Raw genomic sequence first — 20659 nt, 5'->3', positions numbered from 1 at the left:
GCCGCCCATATACCATCCACGTGGATGGTCGCGGGAGGGTGTGATGTTGCAGCTCGTCGAGAAACAGAAGGCTCCGGCCCGGGTCTGCGACAGCGAGAAGATCACGATCAATCTCGGCTACGTCGACCTCGGCCATATCGATCTCCTGGTCTCCGAGAGCGTCTACGCCAACCGGAGCGATTTCATCCGGACGGCGGTGCGCAACCAGATCGCGCGCCATGCCGACGTGACCCGCCAGTCCGTCGCCCGGAAGGGGGTCGAACTCGGTCTGCGCCGCTACGACCGTGCCGAACTCGAAACCGCGCAGGCGCGCGGCGAGTCCCTCGACATCCGCGTTCTCGGACTGGCCAGCATCGCCTCCGACGTCACACCCGAACTCGCCCGCGCGACGATCTCCTCCATCGAGGTGCTGGGCAGCCTTCAGGCGAGCCCGGCGGTCAAGGCCGCCCTTGCCGACCGCCTGCGCTGAGCGTCGCTGCGCATCCCATCCCAGACCTCGGACCGCTCGCCCCCGTCGAGCTTGAAAGCGACCGAACCCATGAGCGATCAACACAACCGGATGCAGGACCGCCTCGCCGACATGGCGGAGGCGACCCGCCTCACCGTCGCGGGCCGCCTGCATGAAGCAACGGTCGTGCTGCAGCGGGGCCTGAGCGGCGCCCCGGCACAGCACAGTTCCGGCACGACGCCCCAGACCATCGATCTCGTGGCCGAGCGGATCGACGACCCGTCGTCCACCGCCCAGTCCGCCCCGCGCGAGCACACCGCGCCGCGTTCCAGCGAGTCCGGCCTCGCTGCCGTGCTGCCGGAGCGTCTGCGCAAGATAGTGGAGACCGTCACCCAGGGCCTCGCCCCGGTTCTCGAAGGCCTGAAGGGCGGCGGACTCGGCGCCGGCAACGGACTTCCTGGCTCCGGATTTGCCGGAACAGGACTCGGCGGAGCGGGACTTGCCGGAACAGGACTTGCCGGAACAGGACTTGGCACGAAGGCCTTCCGGGGAACCGGCTTTGCCCGCCCGTCGGGTCGGCCGGTCGCCACCGAGGGTGGCGGCGCCTTCGTCGACGGTGCCTTCGCCAACGACCAGGGCGCGCGCGACTACAAGCTGTTCATTCCGAGCGAGGCCGGCCCGGACCGGCCCCTCGTGGTGATGCTGCATGGCTGCTCGCAATCCCCCGACGATTTTGCCGCCGGCACCGCCATGAACGCCTTGGCCGAGGCACAAGGGTTCTTCGTCGTCTATCCGGGCCAGAGCGGCCGGGCCAATGGCCAGCGCTGCTGGAACTGGTTCCAGCCGGGCGACCAGGGCCGTGACTCGGGCGAAGCCGGCATCATCGCCGGATTGACCCGCAAGGTGATGGTAGAGCACGGCATCGATCCGCACCGGGTCTACATCGCCGGGCTCTCGGCCGGAGCGGCGGCGGCGGCCAACATCGCCCGGGTCTATCCGGATCTCTACGCGGCGGTGGGCATCCATTCCGGTCTGGCGGCGGGCTGCGCCCGCGACGTCTCCACGGCCCTCACGGTCATGCGTCTCGGGCCGGTGGCGGCGGCCGATTGTGATGCCGGCGACATCCGCATGCCGACCATCGTCTTCCATGGCGAAAGCGACGGCACCGTCCATCCGAGCAACGGCGAGCAGGCTTTGGTGCAGGCCGGTATCCACGGGCTCAAGCCCATGGCGGACGAGGGGGCGAGCCCGGGCGGCCTTCCCTACATCCGAACCCGCTACGCCGACGCGACCGGCCGCGTCACCGTGGAGAGCTGGATGGTCCGCGGCCTCGGCCACGCCTGGTCGGGGGGCAGTTCCTCGGGCAGCTACACCGATCCGCGCGGACCGGACGCCTCGCGTGCCATGGTGGATTTCTTCATGGAGCACCCGCTCGCCTGATACCCGGTAAGTCTTATCCGGCCGCGACGTTGTCGATGAGGCGCGTCGTGCCGAGATAGGCCGCCGCCAGCACCCGCACCGGGCCGCCGGAGACATCCGGCACCGGGGCGAGGCTGTCGGCGTCGCGCACCTCGAGATACTGCACCGGTCCGAACCCGGCAGCCTCCAGAGCGGCGCGGCCCTGCGCCACCAGCGGGTCCGCCGGCTTGCCGGCGACCAGCCCTTCGGCGATGCGGGCCAGCACGGCGTGGAGCCGCGGCGCCTGCGCCCGCTCCTGTGGCCCGAGATAGCGGTTACGCGAGGACAGGGCGAGGCCGTCCGGCTCGCGCAAGGTCGGCACGCCCTCGATCGAGACCGGGATGTCGAGGTCGCGCACTGCGCGACGGATCACCTGGAGCTGCTGGAAATCCTTTTCGCCGAACAGCGCGACGTCCGGCTGAACCTGGTTGAGCAGTTTCGTCACCACGGTGGCGACCCCCGAGAAGTGTCCCGGTCGGACGGCGCCGCACAGGCCCTCGCTCACCTCCGCCACCTCGATCCGGGTCGAGAACCCGGCCGGATACATCGCGCTGGCCTCGGGCAGATAGGCGGCATCGACGCCGGCTTGCGCTAGCAGCGCGAGGTCGGCCTCGGTGTTGCGCGGGTACCGCGAGAAATCCTCGTTGGGGCCGAACTGGGTCGGATTGACGAAGATGCTCGCCACCACCCGCGTACCGATGGTGCGGGCCCGCGCCATCAGGGCGAGGTGGCCGGCATGCAGCGCCCCCATGGTCGGCACCAGCACGAGTCTTTCCTGGCCGGCACGCCATGCCGCCACCTGCGCCTGCAGAGGCGCGACCGCGTCGAAGACGGGGACGGACGGGAATGACGACACGGGCGGGCTCCGGAACGGATCGAGCGGGCCGCAGACCTAGAGCAATGACGGCAAAAAGTAGAATCCGGTGCGTCCCGGGTCGGCCTGCGTCAGGGACAATAGGGCAGCAGCGGCCGGCCATAGGGATCGTCGACCCCGAGCGGCGGCGTGAACCCGTAATAGCTCGGTTTGCCCAGGCCGTAGGCCGAGCCGACATAGCTCGGATCGCCCGGCGCATCGGTGGGGATCGGTACGCGACGCGGCACGCAGCCGACAACGCGTCGCACCGGTTGCGCCGGACGGGGCGGGGCGGTGTCGTCGCCCTCGCGCGGAAAGTAACGCGGAAGCGACGGTCCGTCGGAGAGATTCGAACTGTCTGCCCTGCCGTAGCCGCGCGATCCCTCGACGAAGTCGGCGGCTGCCAGGGGTCCGCCACCGAAGGCGAACGACGCGTTCAGGGCCACGGCGAGGCACGCGTCCCGTGCGGCGCGGCTGCGCCACGCCCGACTCGGCCCAGGGTTCATCGGTCCACTCCGCAAGGATCCCAGCCTCGGCTCTGTCCAGGCTTGGCAGTCTATGGTGAACCAAAGGTTACCGAAGGCCGTCACAGTGCCGCGGCGAGGATCCGGCCGATCTCCGCATGGGCGGCGTCGCGGGTCTCGGGCGGCTGGGTCGAGCCGGTCATGTAGATCGCCGCGACGAGCGGCGGCCGGGCGGGGGGACGCAGGATGGCGACGACGTTGGCGGTCCCGTTGTCGCCGCTGCCGGTCTTGTCGCCGACTATCCAATCGGGCGGAAGGCCGGCGCGCAGACGCTTGGTGCCGGTCCGGGCCGCGACCATCCAGGATTCGAGTCGGTTGCGGCTGTCGGCTCTCAGCGCCGCGCCGGTGAGGAGGATGCGCGTGGTCTTCGCCATGGCCGCGGGCGTGGTGGTGTCGCGCGGGTCGCCGGGGATCGCGGTGTTCAGGGTCGGCTCGGTGCGGTCGAGACGGGTCGTCGGATCGCCGAGCCCGCGCAGATAGGCGGTGAGGGCCGCCGGTCCGCTGTCGGCTCCCCCCAGGGTCCGGAGCATCAGGTTGGCGGCGGTGTTGTCGCTCCAGACCATCGCCGCCGCGCAGAGCGATTCGAGCGACATCCGTCCAGCGCCACCGTCCCGCAGGGCCGCGGCGGTGATGGGCGCATAGGCGGTGAGATCGGCCGCATCGTAGGCGATCTCCTGGTCGAGCCGCAGGGTACCGTCATCCACCCGCTTCAGGATCGCGGCGGTGGCCAGCAGCTTGAAGGTGCTGCACAGCGGAAACGGGTCGTCGGCGCCGTGCAGCAGCACGGGACCGGAACCGTCCAGAACCGCCACGCCGATGCGGCCGCCGAGTTCGTGCTCGATGGCGGCGACCCGCCGGCGCGCGGCCTCGCGACGGTCTTGCGCCGCAGCCCCGAAGGCGGCGAGCAGGGGCAGAGCGCCGAACGCCAGGATGGCTCGCCGGTTGGAGAATATCCGCATCGCCTGTCGAATCCTGTGCCGGTCGGCCCGGCCGAAGCGCGGGATCCTGGACTCAGTTCGTGGCGTTCGTCCGGCCGTCGAGAGCGGACAGGCGCGGTGTCGCTGGACCGGCCGTCGCGGAGCGCGCCATCGGCCGCGCCAGCAGGCGCGCCAGGGCGGGAAGGTCGGGGGGTGGGGAGTCGACCCGTCCGTAGAGCGAGCGGTCGAGGGCATCGAGTCCGGTCGCGATCCGCGGATCCGTGCGCCAGGCCGGGCCGAGATCCGGGGCGGCCTGCAGCGCCGATCCGAGCTGGGTCCGGAACGCGGCGGCATCCCCCGCGGCAGCGGCACGGGCCAGGGCGCGGCGGCTCTTGGCGGGAAGGCGCAGGCGCTGGGCGCGGCCGTTCCCTCCGAAGCCGATCAGCGCGAGGCCGAGCCCGAAGGCGCCGAGGGCCGCAGCGACCACCACCAGAGTCGAGGCCGGCGCGATCGGCTTGGCGTCCTCCTCCCGGTCGGGCAGGCCGCCGCCGATCTGGCGGGCGGGAATCTCGGCCTCGCGCAGGGTGCGCGACACCGTGTCGAACCACGGGATGACGATCGCGTCGAGGGGGATGACCTCGGTGACGGCCGGGCGCACGTCCCACTGGTAGGTCGCCCGCGCCACCGGGCCGGTGGGCGTGACGACGGTCTCGCGGGTGACCGGGCCGGCGAAGGTGAGGATACCGCGGGTGCGCAGGATCGGCCGGGGCGGCAGCCCCTCGGCGACGAGACCCTGCGCCTCGATGGTGACGATGCGCCGGGTGGTCTCGCCGAGCTTCACCGTTTCCGGGTCGGGACTCCACGAATCGGTGATGGTCACGTCCTTGGCCGGCAGCCACCACGGCTCCTTGGCGTCGGGGCCGCCGGTGGGCTTGGTCCAGGGCGCCACCGGCAGGGACACCGGCGGCGAGGCCACGTCCACCACCACGCGCTGGCCGCCCTCGTTGACGGTGAGCCGGTGGATGAACGGCTCGATGGTGAAATCGCCCGGATGGTGGGGAAAGATCGCGATGACCCGGTCGAACGCGATCGCCACCTGCCCGTCGGGCAGGCGGGTCTTCGACCAGGCGTCGCGCCCGAGCTGGGTCCAGCTGAAATTGGCGAGCGAGGGCTGGATCACCTCCTCCAGGAGGATCGGCTGGCGATAGACGCCGCGGATGCGCAGCAGCACCATCTCGCGGGAGAACGGCGTTGCATTGCCGTTGCGCTCTGGCGTCACCGTCAGGGTGAGGTCGCCGGGGGCGATTTCGGCGTTGGCTCGCCCGCTCACGAGCAGCATCGATACGCTCAGGCAGAGCGCCAGGAGGTGCAGGAACCCTCCCCGACAAATGCGATGCGGCCGCCGCAAGCGTCGCTGTGTCCTCACCATGGGTTGCTCCCCGCCGGCACCGCGGTCCCGGCCTCGATCCGCACGGCCTGTTCCGCCTTCAGCCGCAGCTTGAGGTAGCGGCCCGGATCGTCGGGCAGGGTCTGGAGCCAGAGCGTGTCGGGCCGGATCTCGTGGGCCTCGAAGCTCTTGGTCACCCGGCGTACCTCCTTCTCGGGGGCCGCGGCGACCATGGCCGAGCCCGCACCGGTGCGCCCGCGCCCGGCCGCATCGCTGGCCGAGCCGCGTGCCTCGCCGGAGCCCGAATCCACCGCCAGCTGTTCGGCCCTGCCGCGCCGCGCCACCTTGCTGTTGCCCGGCGTCGAGGAACTGGTTCCGCCCTCCTTGTTGCCGGCGAGTCCCTCGCCGCTGGAGGTCGCCTGGGTGTCGTCGTTGGGGTCCTGGTTCGAGGTTTTGTTGTAGCGCGCGCCCACCGTCGCGGTGGCATTGGCGACTCCGCCGCCCTTGCCCGGATCGCCGGCGCCCTCGTCGACGAGGCGGGCCATCAGCGAGCGGTTGGCCTGGGCGTCGGCATCGCGCGGATTGTAGAGCAGGGCCGCGTCGTAGGCGTCGAGGGCGGCCTGATAGTCGCCGGCCTGGGCGAGCGCGTTGCCGAGATTGTAGGCGTTGCGCCGTCCGCCGTCGCGAAACAGCGCGGCGGCTTCGTCGTAGCGCCCGGCCTGGTAGAGCGCCGGTCCGCGCCAGGCGGGATCGTCGAGGATGGCGGCCGCCGCACCGGGCAGGCCGAGGCCCATCAGGGTGCGTCCCAGGCTGGTGCGCGGCTGCGACACCGACGCGAGGGCGAGGAGCCCAACCGTCGCGGCGGCGAGGCCGGCGGCCCGGGCCCAGACGGTCCAGCCGAGGGGGAAGGCAGGCAGAGGCATAGTCATCAGGCGCTCCTGCGGAACAGCACGAGGGCGGGGACCAGCGCCAGCAGGATCAGCCAACGGCCGAGATCGGCGAAGGCCAGCACGGTGTAGCCGCCCGCGGTGAGATGCTGGGTCGTGCTCGCCCCCACCGAGTCCAGTACCGGCCCGGGAGCATCGAGGTCGGCGAGCCGGCCGCCGCCCACGTTCACGAGGCGTTCGAGGGCGGTGCGGTCGGGTTTCGGCGAACCGGCCGGCAGGCCGGGGCCGGCGGGCACGAAGAGGCCGCTCAGGTGCCAGCCCTTGGCCGCGATGGCGCTGGCCTCGCGGGTCGCGGCATCGCCGATCCCGTCTCCGTCGGTGATCAGCACCACGTCGGCGGCGATGATTCCGGCCTCGTCGAGGGTGCGGCGCGCCATGGCGAGACCGCGCTCGGGATGGCTGCCGCGATCGGGCACGGTGTCGCCGTCGAGGGCGAACAGGGTGAGGCTGAGCGCATCCCGGTCGGTGGTGGGCGGAGCGGCGAGATAGGCATCGCCGGCATAGACCACCACGGCGACGCTGCGGGTGCCGGCCGCCTGCGCCACCCCGTCGGCGATCTGGCGCACATCCTTGAGCCGGCCGCCCTCCGCGATGGAGCGAGACAGATCGAGCACGATCACGGTGGCGTCGAGGTTGCGGAACGTTACCGCGTCCGGCCGCTCGATCGCCGGTCCGGTGAGCGCCACGGCGATGAATCCCGCCGCCAGCGCCGCGGCGAGGTTCGCCTGCCGGCGCCCACCCAGCACCGCGCCGCGCTTGGCCAGGAGCGCCATCAGGCCCGGATCGACCGCCCGCGCCCAGTCGCCGAGGGGCGCCGAGCGCCACGCGGCCCGGAGCGCCAGCAGCACGACGAGGGGAATCGCCGCAAGCCACCACGGACGCAGCAGCGCGAAGGCATCGAGCGCGCTCACCGGGCCCGCCTCGCGGCAAGCAGCCCGGCTCCGCACAGGAACGCAAGGGCGGCCGGCCACGGCCACAGGTCCTTGCGCAGGGGCACCGGAGGTGCCTTGGCCCGGCCGCCCTCGATCGCGTCGATGGCGGCGGTGGTGGCGATGAGATCGTCGGTGGTCTTCACCCGGAACATCCGGCCGCCGGTGATCTGCGCGATGTCGCGCAGGGCCTCGGTATCCACCACGTCCTGCTCGCCCTCGGCATTGGTCTCGTCGCGGGGGCCGAGCGCGATGGTGTGGACGGTGACGCCGAGTTCCTTGGCGAGGGCCGCCACGTCGCGCGGAGTGGTCTGGCCGGCATTGTTGGCGCCGTCGGTCATCAGGATCACCACCTTGGCGGTCTTGACGTCGGTCTTGACGTCGGCCTTGGCCGCTGCCTCTCCGGACGGCGTCGCCGTCAGGCGCCGCAGGGCGAGGCCGAGGCCGTCACCGATGCCGGTGGAACGGCCGACCAGCCCAATGGTCGCCTCGTCGAGGGCGCGGGCGACCGTGCCGGTGTCGAAGCTCGGACTCGCCGCCACGTAGGATTCGTTGGCGAAGATCACGAGGCCGATGCGGTCCCCGGCCCGGCGGCGGATGAACTCGCCGCCGACGCGCTTGACGGCCGCCAGCCGCGAGACGGTCTGTCCGTCGATGGCGAAATCGCGCCGCTCCATGCTGCCCGACAGGTCCATGACCAGCATGATCTCGCGGCCCGAGGCCGGGAGCGCCAGGGCCGAGAGCACGAGGCGCGGTCCGCTGAGCGCCACCACCAGGGCGATCCACAGGGTCCAGACCAGGAAGCCCCGGCTCCGGCCGCGCGCCGCGATTCCGTCACCACGTGTGGCCTGGGCGACGAGGGAGGTCGGCACCCGAAGGGCTCCGCTCGATCCGACCCGCTCCGGCGGCAGCAGCCGGGCGGCCAGCAGCGGGAGCGGCAGGAGAAGCAGCGCATAGGGGCTGGCGATGTCGAAGGTCGAGGCGAAGGCGGTGAGCCAGTTCGGCATGGCGTCAGGCCCCGATCCGCGCGAACAGGCGGGTCAGTTCGGCATCGATCAGCTCGGGTTTGGAAGTCTCGGGTTTGGAAGTCTCGGATTTAGGCGTCTCGCGGCGGTAGAGGCCGCTCGCCAGGACCTGGCCGGCGCCGCGGGTGAAGAAATCCGTAGCGAACAGCCCGTCGAGGATGCCGGCCCAGTCCGACCCCTGCGCCGAGGCCGCCGCATCACCCCGCACCGTACGGGCGAGCCGGCGCAGCAATTGGGCCTGGGCGACGAGGCGCCGATCGGGCGGCAGCGCGCGCGTGGCGGCGAGTTCGCGTAAGGCCGCCCGACGCACCGTGTTCTTCTGCCGGTTGCGCAGGATTCGGAACAATCCGATCAACAGGGCGGCGGCGAACCCCAGCGCGATGGCGAGCACCACCTCGCCCTGCGCGGCACCGGCGGCATGGGCGGGCAGATGCAGGCCGCGAAGCTGGTCGAGGCTGGCCGGGGCATCGGCGGCGATCACGCGGTGACGTCCCCGGTAGCGCAGCGAAACCCGCTCCGCGGCGGGACGAGGGACAGGGCGGTTACGCTACAGCACCGCATCGAGCCGCTCCATCAGGGGCGCATAGGCTTCCGGGCTCGCCTCCACGTCCAGGCGCAGGCCGGCGATGCCGCGGCGGGCGTAATCGACGAGGCGGGCGTCTGCACTCGCGGCAGAAACCGTATCGGTGCGGGCCGCCTGTACGGTGCCACGCCGGCCATCGGCGGTGGCGAAGGGATAGAAGCCCGGCGGACGGGTGCGCTCGAAGGCATCGCTCACCAGGACGAGGCGGATCGACAGGCGTTCGGCCAGGGCGGTGAGGAGGGGCTCGAAATCCGGCCCCGGGGCGTCGAGGGCCGAGCCGATCACCAAGTGACCGCCGGAGGGCAGCAGGCTCTGGGCCAGGGTGAGCGCGGAGGAGAGCGGCGGATCCTGCGTGTCCGCGGCGTCGAGGGCGCGGGCATGGGCCATGGCGAGGGCGCCGGTCACCGCCGTCATCGCGCGCTCGCCACCGGCGGGGCGCAAGACCACGGGCTCACCGAGGCCCGCCGCCACGAGACCGATCCGGCCGCCATCCCCGACGATGCGCCATCCGAGCAGGACCAGCGCCTCGGCCGCCGCCACCGAGCGCAGGGCGCGGCGCGTGCCGAACAGCATCGAGGGTCGGAAATCCACCAGCAGCACCACGGCGCGGTCGCGCTCGTCGTGATGGGTGCGGACGTGCAGGATGCCGGTGCGGGCGGTGGCGTTGCGGTCGATGTGGCGGCGGTCGTCGCCCTCCGACCACAGCCGCACGTCGTCGGGTTCCGAGCCGCGCCCGCGCCGGCGGGTGACGATGCCGCCCGGCAGGCCGGCGAGGGTGCGGGTGCCCGGTGCGGTGCCGCGCCGGGCGAGGTGGCGCAGGCCCATCAGCACCTCCCCGGAGAGGTGGATGCCGGGCAACAGCGTCGGATCGGTCGCTGGAACGGAGGACGACGCCATGGTGGGGCTCAGAGCGCCCGGACCCGCTGGACGAGACCGGAGACGATGCCGCGCGCCGTCTGCCCCTCGGCGGCGGCCCGCCAGGTGAGGCCGATGCGGTGGGCGAGCGCGTCGGCGGCGAGATCGGCGATATCCTCGGGGATCACATGGTCGCGGCCCCGGAGATAGGCCCGCGCCTTGCCGGCGAGCATTAGCGCCAGGGTGCCGCGCGGCGAGGCCGGGTGCTCGATGGACGCGCGCAGATCGGAGGCTGCCGCGTCGGTGCGGGTGCCGGCCACCAGGCGCACGAGATAGTCCTTGAGGGCCGGCGAGACGTAGACCGACAGCGCGGCGGCGCGGGCGGCGCGGACCTCGTCGACGCTGAGCTGCACCGCCATCGCCTCGGCATGGTGGTTCAGTTCGCCCTCGACGAGATCGAGGATGCGGCGCTCGGCGGCCTCGTCGGGCATCTCCACCACCACGTGGAGCAGGAAGCGGTCGAGCTGCGCTTCCGGCAGCGGGAAGGTGCCCGCATGCTCGATGGGGTTCTGCGTCGCCACCACCATGAAGGGGTCGGGCAGGGCGTGGGTGTGGCCCGAGACGGTGATCTGGCTCTCGGCCATCGCCTCGAGCAGCGCCGACTGCACCTTGGGCGGCGCGCGGTTCACCTCGTCGACGAGGACGAGGGAGTGGAACAGCGGGCCGGGCAGGAATTCGAAGTCGCCGGCATCCTGGCGCCACACCGTGGTGCCGGTGAGATCGGCCGGCATCAGGTCGGGGGTGCACTGGATGCGGGCGAAGCTCCCGTCGAGCCCGTCCGACAGGCGCTTGACCGCACGGGTCTTGGCGAGGCCGGGCGCGCCCTCGATCAGCAGGTGGCCGCCGGTGAGCAGGCCGATCAGCAGGCGCTCCACCAGCGCATCGGCACCGATGAGGCCGTGCAGCAGGCCGTCGCGCAAGGCGAAGATACGCGCGCGCAGGGCTTCGTCGGATGGCGGAACGCTCGTCGTGACGGGACGTGCGGCCAGGGTCGCTCCACTCATGCGCACAGGGCTCCTGAGGAGGGGCAAAGGTCGGCGGCCGACCGGCCCATCCAGGCCGGACCTTCGGCAGCGACGATGTCCTGCAACATGCGCGTGTCCTTCCGGGGCGGGCTCTTAAGGGACCCACATCCGTTCCGGTGTGCCCGCTGCCCGGGGCACCCGTCAATCCCGATTGCGCACCATCGAAGGCGGTCGGGCAATTTGCCCTCGCTCGCGCGTTGACCTTCGCCAAACGGGGCCGCGCGGGACTCGACCTCGGCCTGATGCGGAGTCAGCCTCGTGACCACGGACCTCTTTCCCGGTTTCAGCGCCCACTGGATCGACGTGCCGGCCGGCCGCTTCTTCGTCCGTGCCGGCGGCCCCGAGGGGGCGCCGCCGCTCCTCCTGCTCCACGGTTTCCCGCAGACCCATGCCTGCTGGCATCGGATCGCCCCGGCGCTCGCCCGCACCCACCGCGTGGTCTGCCTCGACCTCAAGGGCTATGGCTGGTCGGCGGCGCCGGCGAGCGATCCCCGCCACGAGACCTACGCCAAGCGCACCCTTGGGCAGGACGTCGTGGCGGTGATGGAGCATCTCGGCCACGTGCATTTCAGTCTCGTCGGGCACGATCGCGGGGGCAGGGTCGGCTATCGTCTGGCCCTCGACGAACCGGGCCGGATCGCGCGGCTCGCCCTCCTCGACATCCTTCCCACCCTCGTCCAGTGGGAGCGGATCGAGGCCTCGGGCAAACACTCGCACTGGGATTTCCTCGCCCGGCCGGCTCCGGAACCCGAGACCGTGATCGGGCGCAATCCCACCGGCTATCACGAAGGGCTCCTGCGCGACTGGAGCAATGATGCGTCGCTGGCCGCCTTCGCCCCCGGCGCCCTCCATCTCTACCGTCAGAGCTGGGCCGTGCCCGAGCGCATCCATGCCGCCTGCGAGGATTACCGGGCCGGGGCGACCCGCGACCGCGAGGCGGATCTGGCCGATCTCGCGCACGGACGCATCCTCGCCTGCCCGACGCTGATCCTGGCCGGCGACGGCTATCTCGACCGCAGCGCCGAAACCCCGCTCGCCGCCTGGCAGCGCACCTTCGCCCCCGGGGCCGTGGCGGCGGACCTGATCTCCGGCCACTTCCTGGCGGAGGAGAACCCGCAAGGGACGCTGGACGCCCTGCGCGGCTTCCTCGCCGGATAGCGGGGCTGTCACGGTTCCGTCACGCGGGACCGCGATTGAAGCGCTCATGAGCGCGTTCACGCCCCTTCCCGAATTCGTCAATTCCGCGATCAGCCTGATCGTCGCCTTCGGGCTCGGCACCCTGATCGGGGCGGAGCGACAGTATCGCCAGCGCACCGCCGGCCTGCGCACCAACGTCCTGGTGGCGGTGGGCGCCTCGGCCTTCGTCGATCTCGGCATGCGGCTGGAAGGGTCGCGCGGGGCGGTGAGTACCGTGGCCTACGTGATCTCGGGCGTCGGCTTCCTCGGGGCCGGCGTGATCATGAAGAAGGGCATGAACGTGCGCGGCCTCAACACCGCCGCGACCCTGTGGTGCTCCGCCGCCGTCGGCGCCTTCGCGGGCGCCGACTTCCCGCTGGAGGCGGCCTTCGTCACCGCCGCGGTGCTGGCCGGCAACACCCTGCTGCGGCCCCTGGTCAACGCCATCAACCGGGCGCCCATCGACGAGAGTCAGACCGAGGCGACCTACGAGGTCCAGGTGACGGTGCAGGCCGACGAGGCCGGTCCGGCCCGCGACCTCCTGGTGGAGCGGCTGGAGGCGGCGAACTACCCGGTCGGCGGAATCGAGGTGGTGGAACGCGGCGAGGACACCGTCGAGGTGGTGGCGACCCTGGTGGCCACGGCGGTGGAATCGGCGGAACTCGACGCGGTGGTGTCAGCCCTGGCGCGCGCGCCGAGCGTCGTCCACGCCACGTGGTCGGTGCAGACCGCCGACTGATCGCACCGGCCGCCGGCTTCAAGTCTGTCGACGTGATCTCCGTGCGCCCGCGCACGCCGGGCGCAGCTCGCCGCATTGCCGCATGGCACCCACCGCCCGACCTTCCGACGCACAGGGATCGGGCATCGGCCTCCGGCCGTCCCCGATCCCGTCCGTGAGGATTCAACACCATGGCAGACCAGAAGAACACGCTCATTGTCGGGGCTTCGCGCGGCCTCGGGCTCGGCCTCGTCGAGACCTTCCTGAAGCGCGGCTGGCGGGTCACCGCCACAGAGCGCTCGCCGTCGCAGGGCCTCGCGGCCCTGGCGTCGCCGGCGCTCACCGTCGCGACCGCCGACATCGACGACGATGCCGCGGTGGCCGCCCTGCATCAGCGCCTGTCCGGGCAGAGCTTCGACCTGATCTTCGTGGTGGCCGGCGTCGCGACGCAGGCCCACGAGCCGCTCCATGCGGTGCCCCGCGACGTCGCCGCCCAGGTCTATCTCACCAATGCGATCAGCCCGGTGCGCTTTGCCGAAGCGTTCCTCGACCGGCTCTCTCAGAACGGGCTCGTCGCCTTCATGAGCTCGATCCTCGGCAGCGTCGGCCTCAACGAGGCGGGCGGCTGGGAGAACTACCGGGCGAGCAAGGCAGCCCTCAACACCCTCGCCCGCAGCTTCGAGATTCGCCACCGCGAGGCGGGCTTCGGCGTGGTGCTGATGCATCCGGGCTGGGTCCGCACCGAGATGGGCGGGGCCGACGCCGATATCGACGTGCCCACCAGCGTCACCGGCATGACCGACGTGCTCGAAGGCCATCTCGGCCAGACCGGGTGTGTCTATGTCGACTACACCGGCAAGACGCTGGACTGGTAGAGAACGCCGGCGCTTCGACCGCTCCGTGATTCGGGGCGGTCGCGGTTCCTATCGTCCGATCGGCGGACGGCCGCGGCGTTCCACGATGACGGGTGGGCGGGTGCGGCGCTCGACGATCACCGTGCGGGGCGCCCGGTTCGGGCTGCCCGCACTCAAGATGTGCTCCGGCGTGCGGTCCGGCTTGGCCTTGGCGGCGGCCAGCACGTGCGGCCGGACCTCGTCGGCCGGCAGGCCGATCAGACCGGCCGCGATCTCCACCTGATGCTCGATTTCGTCGGCGAGATCCTGGGCGGCGGCCACCGCCTCCGAGATCGTCGGCGGCTCCCGGCGCACCCGGATCGGCGGGAGATCCTGGAAGGATTTCGGAATCTTCTTCACGACAGGGCTCGCGCTGGGCATCCCACCACCATACTCCGCCGTTGTGCTTTGTGCAGTGCATCAATTGCGGGCGTCGGTTGCGTCGCGCGCAGTGCGCGGGAGCAGGTCTTGGCCGATCGCAGCGGGTGGACTCGAAGCAATCGGCAGGCCGCAGGGCGACCCCGATCGGTGATGCGTCAGAATACCACGCAATTGCGGCCCGGGGGCGGAGAGCGGATAGTCCGGCCATGCTCGCAGATCTGCTCGACATCACCGATCCACGCCTGATTCCGGCGCGTCCCGATCTCGCCGACATCCGGTTGCGTGGCCGGGTCGCAGCCGACCGCTACGTCGTCGGCGAGGCGCGCCGGGTCGTAGTGCCGTCGGCGCCGTTGCGCCGGTCGCCGCGCTTCGATGCCGGCCTCGACACCGAGGCGGTGATGGGCGACGCGGTGACCCTCTACGACGCCGAGGAAGGCTTCGCCTATGTCCGGCTCGGCCATGACGGCTATGTCGGGTACTTGGAAGAAGCGGCTCTCGGCCCGGCCGACCCGGCGCCCAGTCACCGCGTCACGGCTCTGCGCACCTTTCTCTATCCGGGCCCCGACTTGAAGCAGCCCGCCACCGGGTATCTGACCCTCGGCGCCCGCATCGCCGTGGTCTCGGAGACGGGGGAATATCTGCGCCTCCCCACCGGCGAGTGGGTCTTTGCCGGCCATTGCGCCGGGCTCGACGTCGTGGCGCCCGATTTCGCCGGCACTGCCGAACGCCTCGTCGGCACCCCGTATCTCTGGGGCGGACGCACGAGCCTCGGCCTCGATTGCTCGGGTCTGGTGCAGCTCTGCCTCGCGGTTGCGGGGATTTCCGCACCGCGCGACGCCGACCAGCAGGAGCGGGGGCTGGGGGACGCGGTGCCACCGAACCGCGTCCCCCTCGTCCGCGGCGACCTGGTGTTCTGGCGCGGGCATGTCGGCCTGATGCTCGATGCCACGCGGCTCATCCACGCCAACGGCTTCCACATGGCGGTGGCGGTGGAACCCCTGGAGGCGGCGGTCGCCCGGATCCTGGAAAAGAGCTACGGCCCGGTGACCGGAATCCGGCGGATCACCCCTTCAGCCGCGTCTTGATCCGGAAGATCAATCCGTCGCGGACGTCGCGGTAGCCGTCGAGGCGCTGCTCGCGGGTGCCGTCTTGATTCACGGTCGGGTCGGGGGTCGGCCAATACTCGACCTCCACCGCGTTGGAGCGCGTCAGTTCGAGCGCGGCGTGGTGGGCTTCGGGCGCCAGGGTGATGATGAGGTCGAAATTCAGCCCCTCCCATTCCTCGAGCTGCGCGAGGGTCCGCGGCTTGTGGCGCGAGGCGTCGATGCCGATCTCGTCGAGGGCCGCCACCATGAACGGATCGGCGGGTTCGCCGAGGCGAACGCCGGCCGACTGCACGTAGATCGATTTTCCGAAATAATGGCGTGCGATCGCCTCGGCCGCCAGCGAGCGTACGGCGTTGAAGTTGCACATGAACAGGGCCGACTGAACACGCTTCTTCTTCGTCGGGCCGGCCTCGTCCGCCATCCGGGTCTGCCCTCGGGCTCGTTGGGAACGCCGGTCAGGCCTTCCAGTGCAGGGCGAAGACCAGCGTGAACAGGCGGCGGGCGGTGTCGTGGTCGAGGTCGACCTTGCCTTCCAGACGCTGGCGCAAGGTTTCCGAAGCCTCGTTGTGCAGCCCGCGCCGGCCCATGTCGATGGCCTCGATCTGGGTGGGCGAGGCCGTCTTGATGGCGTTGTAGTAGCTCTCGCAGATCATCTCGTAATCGCGGATCACCCGGCGGAACGGGGTCAGCGACAGGAGGTGGGTCATCACCGGATCGCCACCCTCGCGGGCGATCGCGAAGGAGAGCTTGTTCTCCACGAGCCCGAGCGTGAGCGTGAACGGCCCCTCGCGTCCGGGGATCGAGAAGCTGTTGTCCTCCAGGATGTCGAAGATCGCGATGGCGCGCTCGTGCTCCTGGTCCGGATTGCCCCGGCCGATCGAATCCTCGTCCAGCGTCACCGCCGCGAGCCGGTTCGGGCCCTTCTCCACAGCCGCCATCATGCCCTCACAGATTCAGGCGAATCGCCACGGAGCGGGCGTGACCTTCGAGGCCCTCCGACCGTCCGAGCACGATGGCCGCAGGGCCCAGCGCCCGCAGCGCCGCCGGATCGCAGCGCAGGATCGTGGTCCGTTTCATGAAATCGAGCACGCCGAGGCCGGACGAGAACCGCGCCGAGCGCGCCGTCGGCAGGACGTGGTTGGGGCCGCCGACATAGTCGCCGATGGCCTCGGGCGTATGCGAGCCGAGGAAGATCGCCCCGGCATTGCGGACCTTGGCGGCCAGCGCCTCGGCATCCGCCGTCTCGATCTCGAGATGCTCGGGGGCGAGCCGGTCGACCAGCGGCACCGCCTCGTCGAAATTCCGCACCACGATGATCGCACCGTAGTCGCGCCAGCTCGCCCGGGCGATTTTTTCACGGGGCAGGGTGGTCAGTGCGCGCTCCACGGCCGCCTCCACCGCCGCGGCGAGTTCGGCCGAATCGGTGATCAGGATCGCTTGCGCCGCCACGTCGTGCTCGGCCTGGGCCAGCAGGTCGGCGGCGACCCAATCCGGATTGGCGTGGGAATCGGCCAGGATCAGCACCTCGGACGGGCCGGCGATCATGTCGATGCCGACCTGTCCGAACACCCGGCGCTTGGCCGCCGCCACCCAGGCATTGCCCGGCCCGACGATCTTGGCCACGGGGGCGATGGTGTCGGTTCCGTAGGCGAGGGCCGCCACCGCCTGTGCGCCGCCGACGCGGTAGATCTCGTGGACGCCGGCGAGATCGGCGGCGGCGAGCACCAGCGGGTTCATCTTACCCTCCGGCATCGGCACCACCATGACGACGCGCGGCACGCCGGCCACGCGGGCCGGGATCGCGTTCATCAGCACCGAGGACGGGTAGCTCGCGGTTCCGCCGGGCACGTAGAGGCCTACCGATTCGAGGCCGGTCCAGCGCCACCCGCTGGTGACCCCGAGCGCGTCGGTGGCGCTGTGGTCGCCCGGCACCTGGGCCGCATGAAAGGTCTCGATCCGGGCGGCGGCGAAGCGCAGAGCCTCCAGCGCTTCGGCCGGGCAATCGGCGATGGCGGCCGCGATCTCGGCCGCACTCACCCGCAGGGAATCCACCGTGAAACCGGCATCGACCCGGTCGAACCGGCGGGTGTAGTCGACGAGGGCGGCGTCGCCGCCTGCGATCACCCCCGCGATGATCGCCCGCACGGTCTCGTCGACATCCTCCGAGATTTCGCGTTTCACCGTGAGCAGATGCGCGAAGCTTTGGGCGAAATCGGCGTCGCGGCTGTCCAGGTTGACCATCAGGAACGTCCCTCGACGGCGGCACGGCCGGCCGCCACGGCGTCGTGATCCGGGCGGCCCTCCACCTCCCAGACCGGCCCGAGGTCCTTCAGCCGCACCTCGATGCATTCGAGGTCGAGCTGGATCGCCGCATTGCCGGCAAAGACCAGGGTGGCGGTGCCGGACGGCGCCTCGGTGGGCGCGAAGGTGACGGCGAGGAGGTTCAGGGGCGTGTCCGAAGCGACGCCCGGCACGATCCCGCGGGTGCGGACCCCGAGCACCCGCTCGAAATGCACCCCGGTCAGACGCCGCCGCGGGGGGGCTCCCGCCTCCGCCGACCAGTCGAACCGCCGCGCCACCAGCACGAAGCGATGGCTGTCGGCGAGGTAGGCCAGATCGTCGGCCTTCAGGATCGCGTCCTGGAGATGGGCCGAGACGATAGCGAGGTCTTCGGCATCGAGGGCGGCGAGCTTGAGAAGCTCCATGATGGGGGTGTCGCGCTCTTGTTCGGGACGCCGGTCTGGCTTGCACCGGGGTTTGGAAAACGGGTGCGTGCGTTAGGTAGCGAGGCCGTTGGTCCACGGCAACCGCCGCACCGTGATCGGCACCGTCACGATCCGCCGATCTGCCGCACGGTTCAGGTCGAGTTTCGGTTCTCTTGCGCGTTGAAGCCCCGGACCGGTTCCGGCAAGGAGTTGCGGCAGTCGCGTGGTGTGTCGGACCGGCCTCAGGCGGCGTTCATCGGGCGCACCTTATGCCCGTGTTCATACCCGACGCAGTCATGGTGGTCGGCACGATGTCTGGTGGTCGGCACGATGTTTGGGAAAGAGGATAGAACGGTGAAGCGCATCATCCTGGCGATCGCGGCGGCCGCGACGATCGGCACCGGCCTCGGCGCCTTCGAGGCCAAGGCTCAGTATTACGGCGGCGGCGACTACGATCGGCCGCGGCGCGAGCGTGGCTACGACGAGGACCGCTACGAGCGGCGCCGCTACGACGAGGATCGCTACGATCGGCGCCCGCGGGGCGGACGCGGCGGCAGCATCTGCGTCACCGCGCGCGGCAACTGCGTCACCCGGCCCGCGCCCTACAATGCGCCGTGCGGCTGCGAGATTCCCGGCTTCGGCTTCAAGCGCGGCGCCGTCGGCGGCTGACAATCTGCGCGCCGGCCTGTCGGGCCGGCGCGCGTGGTCTCACGAGCGGACGCGGGTGATCTCGGCGCCGCATCGCGCCAATTTCGCCTCGAGCGCCTCGAAGCCGCGGTCGAGATGGTAGACCCGGTTGATGCTGGTCTCGCCCTCTGCCGCCAAGCCGGCGATGACGAGGGAGACCGAGGCGCGCAGATCGGTGGCCATCACCGGTGCGCCCTTGAGCCGCTCGACGCCTTCGACCACCGCCAGATCGCCTTCGAGCCGGATCTTGGCGCCGAGGCGGGCCAGTTCCTGCACATGCATGAAGCGGTTCTCGAAGATCGTCTCGCGGATGTGCGACTGGCCCTTGGCCAGGGTCATCAGCGCCATGAACTGCGCCTGCAGGTCGGTGGGAAAGCCCGGGAACGGGTCGGTGGTGACATCGACCGCGGCGATGCCGCCGCCGTTGCGGCGGATGCGGATCGTATCGGTGCCCACCGTGATTTCGGCGCCCGTGGTCGACAGGATGTCGAGGGCCGAATGCAGCAGGTCGGCGCGGGTGTTCTCCAGGGTCACGTCGCCGCCGGTCATCGCCACCGCCATGGCGTAGGTGCCGGTCTCGATCCGGTCGGGCAGGACGTCGTGACGGGCGCCGTGCAGGCGCGAGACGCCCTCGACGACGATGCGCGGGGTGCCGGCTCCCTCGATCCGCGCGCCCATCTTGGTGAGGCAGGCAGCCAGATCCACCACCTCCGGCTCGCGGGCGGCGTTCTCGATCAGGGTCGAGCCATTGGCGAGGGCCGCCGCCATCAGGGCCACGTGGGTACCGCCCACGGTGACCTTGGGGAAGTGGATCTCGCCGCCGCGCAGGCCGTTCTTGGCGCGGGCGACCACGTAGCCGCCGTCGATCTCGATGGTGGCGCCGAGCTTCTCGAGGGCCATCAGCAGCAGGTCGACCGGGCGCGTGCCGATGGCGCAGCCGCCCGGCATCGAGACGCGGGCCTCGCCGAAGCGCGCCAGCAGCGGCGCGATCACCCAGAAGCTCGCCCGCATGATCGAGACGAGTTCGTAGGGCGCCGTGGTGTCGATGACGTTCGAGGCGGTGAGCCGGATGGTCTGGCCGGTCTCGGTGGTCTGGCCGGGGCGCTTGCCCACCACCATGTGGTCGACGCCGTGGTTGCCGAGGATGCGCAGCAGCGCGTTGATGTCGGCGAGCCGCGGCACGTTGCCGAGCTCGAGGGTCTCGCCGGTCATCAGGCTGGCGATCATCAGGGGCAGGGCGGCGTTCTTGGCGCCCGAGATCGGGATGACGCCATGGAGCGGCCTGCCGCCGATGATGTTGATGCGGTCCATCGTCTTAACCTTGCCCTGGTGCCGCACCGCCCGAGGACGCAGCGCCGATGTCGTTTACGGAAAGTCGCGGAGGCGCGTGGCGCGCCCGCAGCGCACTTGCGGTCCGCCTATACGGCAGTTTTGTCCGAAAGAGGATCGCGATAGCCGGCTCACACCGGACCGCCCGTCATTCCGTCCCGGGGCTCTTGCCGTCCGTCCCGGGGCTCTTGCCGTCCGTCCCGGGGCTCTTGCCGTCGTCCCGGCGCTCCTGATCCTGAGAGTGCGGATCGTTGGACGGGACGCCCTTGGCGGGGCCTTCGCCGGCGCGCTCGCGGATCTGGGCCTTGCGCCGCCTCAGGTTGTCCCGCAGCGCCGCCTTGAGGCGCTCGGCACGGGGATCTTTGGCCTTCGTTCCGTCAGTCATGCGTACGCGACCCATCGTCGCCAGGGCCAATTGCCGGCTGTGCGGCACCGTCCGAGAGGGCGCAGAGCAGGAATGCGGTTGTCGACTTGAACCAATTCCAAGTTCGCCTGTATCGTTCATTCGCGCTGGAGGAACCAGCGCAAATACGCGGGTCTCGGTGCCGAAGCCCTTTGCCGAGGCGCGTGCCGCAACCCGACCAACGAGACCGATTGCATCAAGGCCCCCGTCCTCAAGAGAGGGTCTGCATGGAAACGATCCCGCCAAAGGC

General features: G+C 71.0%; 24 protein-coding genes. 7 read left to right on the top strand and 17 right to left on the bottom strand.

All coding sequences use genetic code 11. From position 1 onward, the window contains the following. The first annotated feature begins 43 nt into the window (after positions 1–43). Entirely contained in the window at positions 44–469 is a 426-nt protein-coding gene (locus G3T14_RS00755) for a CopG family transcriptional regulator (protein ID WP_163639104.1), read from the top strand. Between the two features lie 69 nt (positions 470–538). Further along, positions 539–1888, top strand: a complete 1350-nt coding sequence (locus G3T14_RS00750) for a PHB depolymerase family esterase (protein WP_163639103.1) — start codon at positions 539–541, stop codon at positions 1886–1888. A gap of 13 nt (positions 1889–1901) precedes the next feature. On the opposite strand, the gene panC is transcribed toward G3T14_RS00750, so the two are convergent. From panC to G3T14_RS00700, 10 genes are all read right to left on the bottom strand, one after another. Beyond that, positions 1902–2762 (bottom strand): pantoate--beta-alanine ligase, encoded by an 861-nt coding sequence (gene panC, locus G3T14_RS00745; protein ID WP_163639102.1) that lies wholly within the window; start codon positions 2760–2762, stop codon positions 1902–1904. 89 nt (positions 2763–2851) lie between these two features. After that, entirely contained in the window at positions 2852–3265 is a 414-nt protein-coding gene (locus G3T14_RS00740) for a hypothetical protein (RefSeq protein WP_246732824.1), read from the bottom strand. A gap of 80 nt (positions 3266–3345) precedes the next feature. Further along, positions 3346–4242, bottom strand: a complete 897-nt coding sequence (bla, locus tag G3T14_RS00735) for a class A beta-lactamase (protein WP_163639101.1) — start codon at positions 4240–4242, stop codon at positions 3346–3348. A gap of 52 nt (positions 4243–4294) precedes the next feature. Continuing rightward, positions 4295–5539 carry a BatD family protein gene (locus G3T14_RS00730; RefSeq protein WP_163639100.1) on the bottom strand — a complete coding sequence of 415 codons (1245 nt, stop codon included), beginning with the start codon at positions 5537–5539 and terminating at the stop codon, positions 4295–4297. Between the two features lie 83 nt (positions 5540–5622). After that, positions 5623–6516, bottom strand: coding sequence for a tetratricopeptide repeat protein (locus G3T14_RS00725; protein ID WP_163639099.1), 894 nt, complete (start codon positions 6514–6516; stop codon positions 5623–5625). Beyond that, positions 6516–7445 (bottom strand): VWA domain-containing protein, encoded by a 930-nt coding sequence (locus G3T14_RS00720; protein WP_163639098.1) that lies wholly within the window; start codon positions 7443–7445, stop codon positions 6516–6518. Before G3T14_RS00720 ends, G3T14_RS00725 begins: the two co-directional genes overlap by 1 nt. Next, positions 7442–8470, bottom strand: a complete 1029-nt coding sequence (locus tag G3T14_RS00715; RefSeq protein WP_163639097.1) for a VWA domain-containing protein — start codon at positions 8468–8470, stop codon at positions 7442–7444. Before G3T14_RS00715 ends, G3T14_RS00720 begins: the two co-directional genes overlap by 4 nt. Before the next feature lie 4 nt (positions 8471–8474). After that, on the bottom strand, positions 8475–8969 hold the full coding sequence (locus tag G3T14_RS00710) for a DUF4381 domain-containing protein (RefSeq protein ID WP_163639096.1): 495 nt from the start codon (positions 8967–8969) through the stop codon (positions 8475–8477). A gap of 66 nt (positions 8970–9035) precedes the next feature. After that, positions 9036–9968 (bottom strand): DUF58 domain-containing protein, encoded by a 933-nt coding sequence (locus G3T14_RS00705; protein ID WP_163639095.1) that lies wholly within the window; start codon positions 9966–9968, stop codon positions 9036–9038. Between the two features lie 8 nt (positions 9969–9976). Further along, the gene (locus tag G3T14_RS00700) at positions 9977–10990 is read right to left on the bottom strand and encodes an AAA family ATPase (RefSeq protein ID WP_246732823.1); all 1014 of its coding nucleotides are present in this window, start codon (positions 10988–10990) and stop codon (positions 9977–9979) included. 279 nt (positions 10991–11269) lie between these two features. On the opposite strand from G3T14_RS00700, the gene G3T14_RS00695 reads away from it, so the two are divergent. The 3 genes from G3T14_RS00695 to G3T14_RS00685 all read left to right on the top strand — a co-directional run bounded on the left by G3T14_RS00695 (position 11270) and on the right by G3T14_RS00685 (position 13780). Continuing rightward, the gene (locus tag G3T14_RS00695; RefSeq protein ID WP_163639094.1) at positions 11270–12169 is read left to right on the top strand and encodes an alpha/beta hydrolase; all 900 of its coding nucleotides are present in this window, start codon (positions 11270–11272) and stop codon (positions 12167–12169) included. A gap of 46 nt (positions 12170–12215) precedes the next feature. Then, complete coding sequence (locus G3T14_RS00690; protein WP_163639093.1) at positions 12216–12926, top strand: MgtC/SapB family protein; 711 nt, start codon at positions 12216–12218, stop codon at positions 12924–12926. Between the two features lie 170 nt (positions 12927–13096). Beyond that, positions 13097–13780: an SDR family oxidoreductase gene (locus G3T14_RS00685; protein WP_163639092.1), complete on the top strand. Its 684-nt coding sequence runs from the start codon at positions 13097–13099 to the stop codon at positions 13778–13780. A gap of 48 nt (positions 13781–13828) precedes the next feature. On the opposite strand, the gene G3T14_RS00680 is transcribed toward G3T14_RS00685, so the two are convergent. Beyond that, positions 13829–14158, bottom strand: a complete 330-nt coding sequence (locus tag G3T14_RS00680) for a hypothetical protein (protein WP_348645179.1) — start codon at positions 14156–14158, stop codon at positions 13829–13831. A gap of 239 nt (positions 14159–14397) precedes the next feature. On the opposite strand from G3T14_RS00680, the gene G3T14_RS00675 reads away from it, so the two are divergent. Continuing rightward, positions 14398–15264 carry a C40 family peptidase gene (locus G3T14_RS00675; RefSeq protein ID WP_163639292.1) on the top strand — a complete coding sequence of 289 codons (867 nt, stop codon included), beginning with the start codon at positions 14398–14400 and terminating at the stop codon, positions 15262–15264. Here the strand turns inward: G3T14_RS00675 and G3T14_RS00670 are convergent. Genes G3T14_RS00670 through G3T14_RS00655 form a run of 4 tightly spaced genes read right to left on the bottom strand, consistent with a single transcriptional unit; the run spans position 15242 to position 17990 of the window. Beyond that, a complete protein-coding gene (locus tag G3T14_RS00670) occupies positions 15242–15706 on the bottom strand; it encodes a low molecular weight phosphatase family protein (RefSeq protein ID WP_163639090.1) in 465 nt (154 codons plus the stop codon). The genes G3T14_RS00675 and G3T14_RS00670 overlap by 23 nt on opposite strands. A 34-nt stretch (positions 15707–15740) precedes the next feature. Then, on the bottom strand, positions 15741–16223 hold the full coding sequence (locus G3T14_RS00665) for a UPF0262 family protein (RefSeq protein WP_163639290.1): 483 nt from the start codon (positions 16221–16223) through the stop codon (positions 15741–15743). Positions 16224–16230: 7 nt separating this feature from the next. Continuing rightward, positions 16231–17526: a histidinol dehydrogenase gene (gene hisD, locus G3T14_RS00660; protein WP_163639089.1), complete on the bottom strand. Its 1296-nt coding sequence runs from the start codon at positions 17524–17526 to the stop codon at positions 16231–16233. Continuing rightward, positions 17526–17990, bottom strand: a complete 465-nt coding sequence (locus G3T14_RS00655; RefSeq protein WP_163639088.1) for a DUF2948 family protein — start codon at positions 17988–17990, stop codon at positions 17526–17528. Before G3T14_RS00655 ends, hisD begins: the two co-directional genes overlap by 1 nt. Before the next feature lie 363 nt (positions 17991–18353). Here G3T14_RS00655 and G3T14_RS00650 point away from each other — a divergent pair, with 363 nt between their 5' ends. Further along, positions 18354–18659 (top strand): hypothetical protein, encoded by a 306-nt coding sequence (locus G3T14_RS00650; protein ID WP_163639288.1) that lies wholly within the window; start codon positions 18354–18356, stop codon positions 18657–18659. A 39-nt stretch (positions 18660–18698) separates the two neighbouring features. Here G3T14_RS00650 and murA read toward each other — a convergent pair whose 3' ends face one another. Together murA and G3T14_RS00640 are read right to left on the bottom strand one after the other, a co-directional pair. Beyond that, on the bottom strand, positions 18699–19988 hold the full coding sequence (murA, locus tag G3T14_RS00645; protein ID WP_163639087.1) for a UDP-N-acetylglucosamine 1-carboxyvinyltransferase: 1290 nt from the start codon (positions 19986–19988) through the stop codon (positions 18699–18701). 166 nt (positions 19989–20154) lie between these two features. Next, positions 20155–20391, bottom strand: a complete 237-nt coding sequence (locus G3T14_RS00640) for a hypothetical protein (RefSeq protein WP_163638976.1) — start codon at positions 20389–20391, stop codon at positions 20155–20157. Between the last annotated feature and the right edge of the window lie 268 nt (positions 20392–20659).

The organism is Methylobacterium sp. BTF04 (assembly GCF_010692745.1).
Lineage (GTDB): Bacteria > Pseudomonadota > Alphaproteobacteria > Rhizobiales > Beijerinckiaceae > Methylobacterium.
The sequence above is the reverse complement of the archived record's forward strand: the minus strand, read 5'-3'. Positions and strand labels throughout refer to the sequence as shown.

Excerpts from the sequence above, each read along its gene's own strand:
- G3T14_RS00755 (WP_163639104.1), top strand. The coding sequence starts at position 44 with ATGTTGCAGCTCGTCGAGAAACAGAAGGCTCCGGCCCGGGTCTGCGAC.
- G3T14_RS00750 (WP_163639103.1), top strand. The coding sequence starts at position 539 with ATGAGCGATCAACACAACCGGATGCAGGACCGCCTCGCCGACATGGCG.
- G3T14_RS00740 (WP_246732824.1), bottom strand. The coding sequence starts at position 3,265 with ATGAACCCTGGGCCGAGTCGGGCGTGGCGCAGCCGCGCCGCACGGGAC.
- bla (WP_163639101.1), bottom strand. The coding sequence starts at position 4,242 with ATGCGGATATTCTCCAACCGGCGAGCCATCCTGGCGTTCGGCGCTCTG.
- G3T14_RS00730 (WP_163639100.1), bottom strand. The coding sequence starts at position 5,539 with ATGCTGCTCGTGAGCGGGCGAGCCAACGCCGAAATCGCCCCCGGCGAC.
- G3T14_RS00725 (WP_163639099.1), bottom strand. The coding sequence starts at position 6,516 with ATGACTATGCCTCTGCCTGCCTTCCCCCTCGGCTGGACCGTCTGGGCC.
- G3T14_RS00715 (WP_163639097.1), bottom strand. The coding sequence starts at position 8,470 with ATGCCGAACTGGCTCACCGCCTTCGCCTCGACCTTCGACATCGCCAGC.
- G3T14_RS00705 (WP_163639095.1), bottom strand. The coding sequence starts at position 9,968 with ATGGCGTCGTCCTCCGTTCCAGCGACCGATCCGACGCTGTTGCCCGGC.
- G3T14_RS00700 (WP_246732823.1), bottom strand. The coding sequence starts at position 10,990 with ATGAGTGGAGCGACCCTGGCCGCACGTCCCGTCACGACGAGCGTTCCG.
- G3T14_RS00690 (WP_163639093.1), top strand. The coding sequence starts at position 12,216 with ATGAGCGCGTTCACGCCCCTTCCCGAATTCGTCAATTCCGCGATCAGC.
- G3T14_RS00685 (WP_163639092.1), top strand. The coding sequence starts at position 13,097 with ATGGCAGACCAGAAGAACACGCTCATTGTCGGGGCTTCGCGCGGCCTC.
- G3T14_RS00670 (WP_163639090.1), bottom strand. The coding sequence starts at position 15,706 with ATGGCGGACGAGGCCGGCCCGACGAAGAAGAAGCGTGTTCAGTCGGCC.
- G3T14_RS00665 (WP_163639290.1), bottom strand. The coding sequence starts at position 16,223 with ATGGCGGCTGTGGAGAAGGGCCCGAACCGGCTCGCGGCGGTGACGCTG.
- hisD (WP_163639089.1), bottom strand. The coding sequence starts at position 17,526 with ATGGTCAACCTGGACAGCCGCGACGCCGATTTCGCCCAAAGCTTCGCG.
- G3T14_RS00655 (WP_163639088.1), bottom strand. The coding sequence starts at position 17,990 with ATGGAGCTTCTCAAGCTCGCCGCCCTCGATGCCGAAGACCTCGCTATC.
- murA (WP_163639087.1), bottom strand. The coding sequence starts at position 19,988 with ATGGACCGCATCAACATCATCGGCGGCAGGCCGCTCCATGGCGTCATC.
- G3T14_RS00640 (WP_163638976.1), bottom strand. The coding sequence starts at position 20,391 with ATGACTGACGGAACGAAGGCCAAAGATCCCCGTGCCGAGCGCCTCAAG.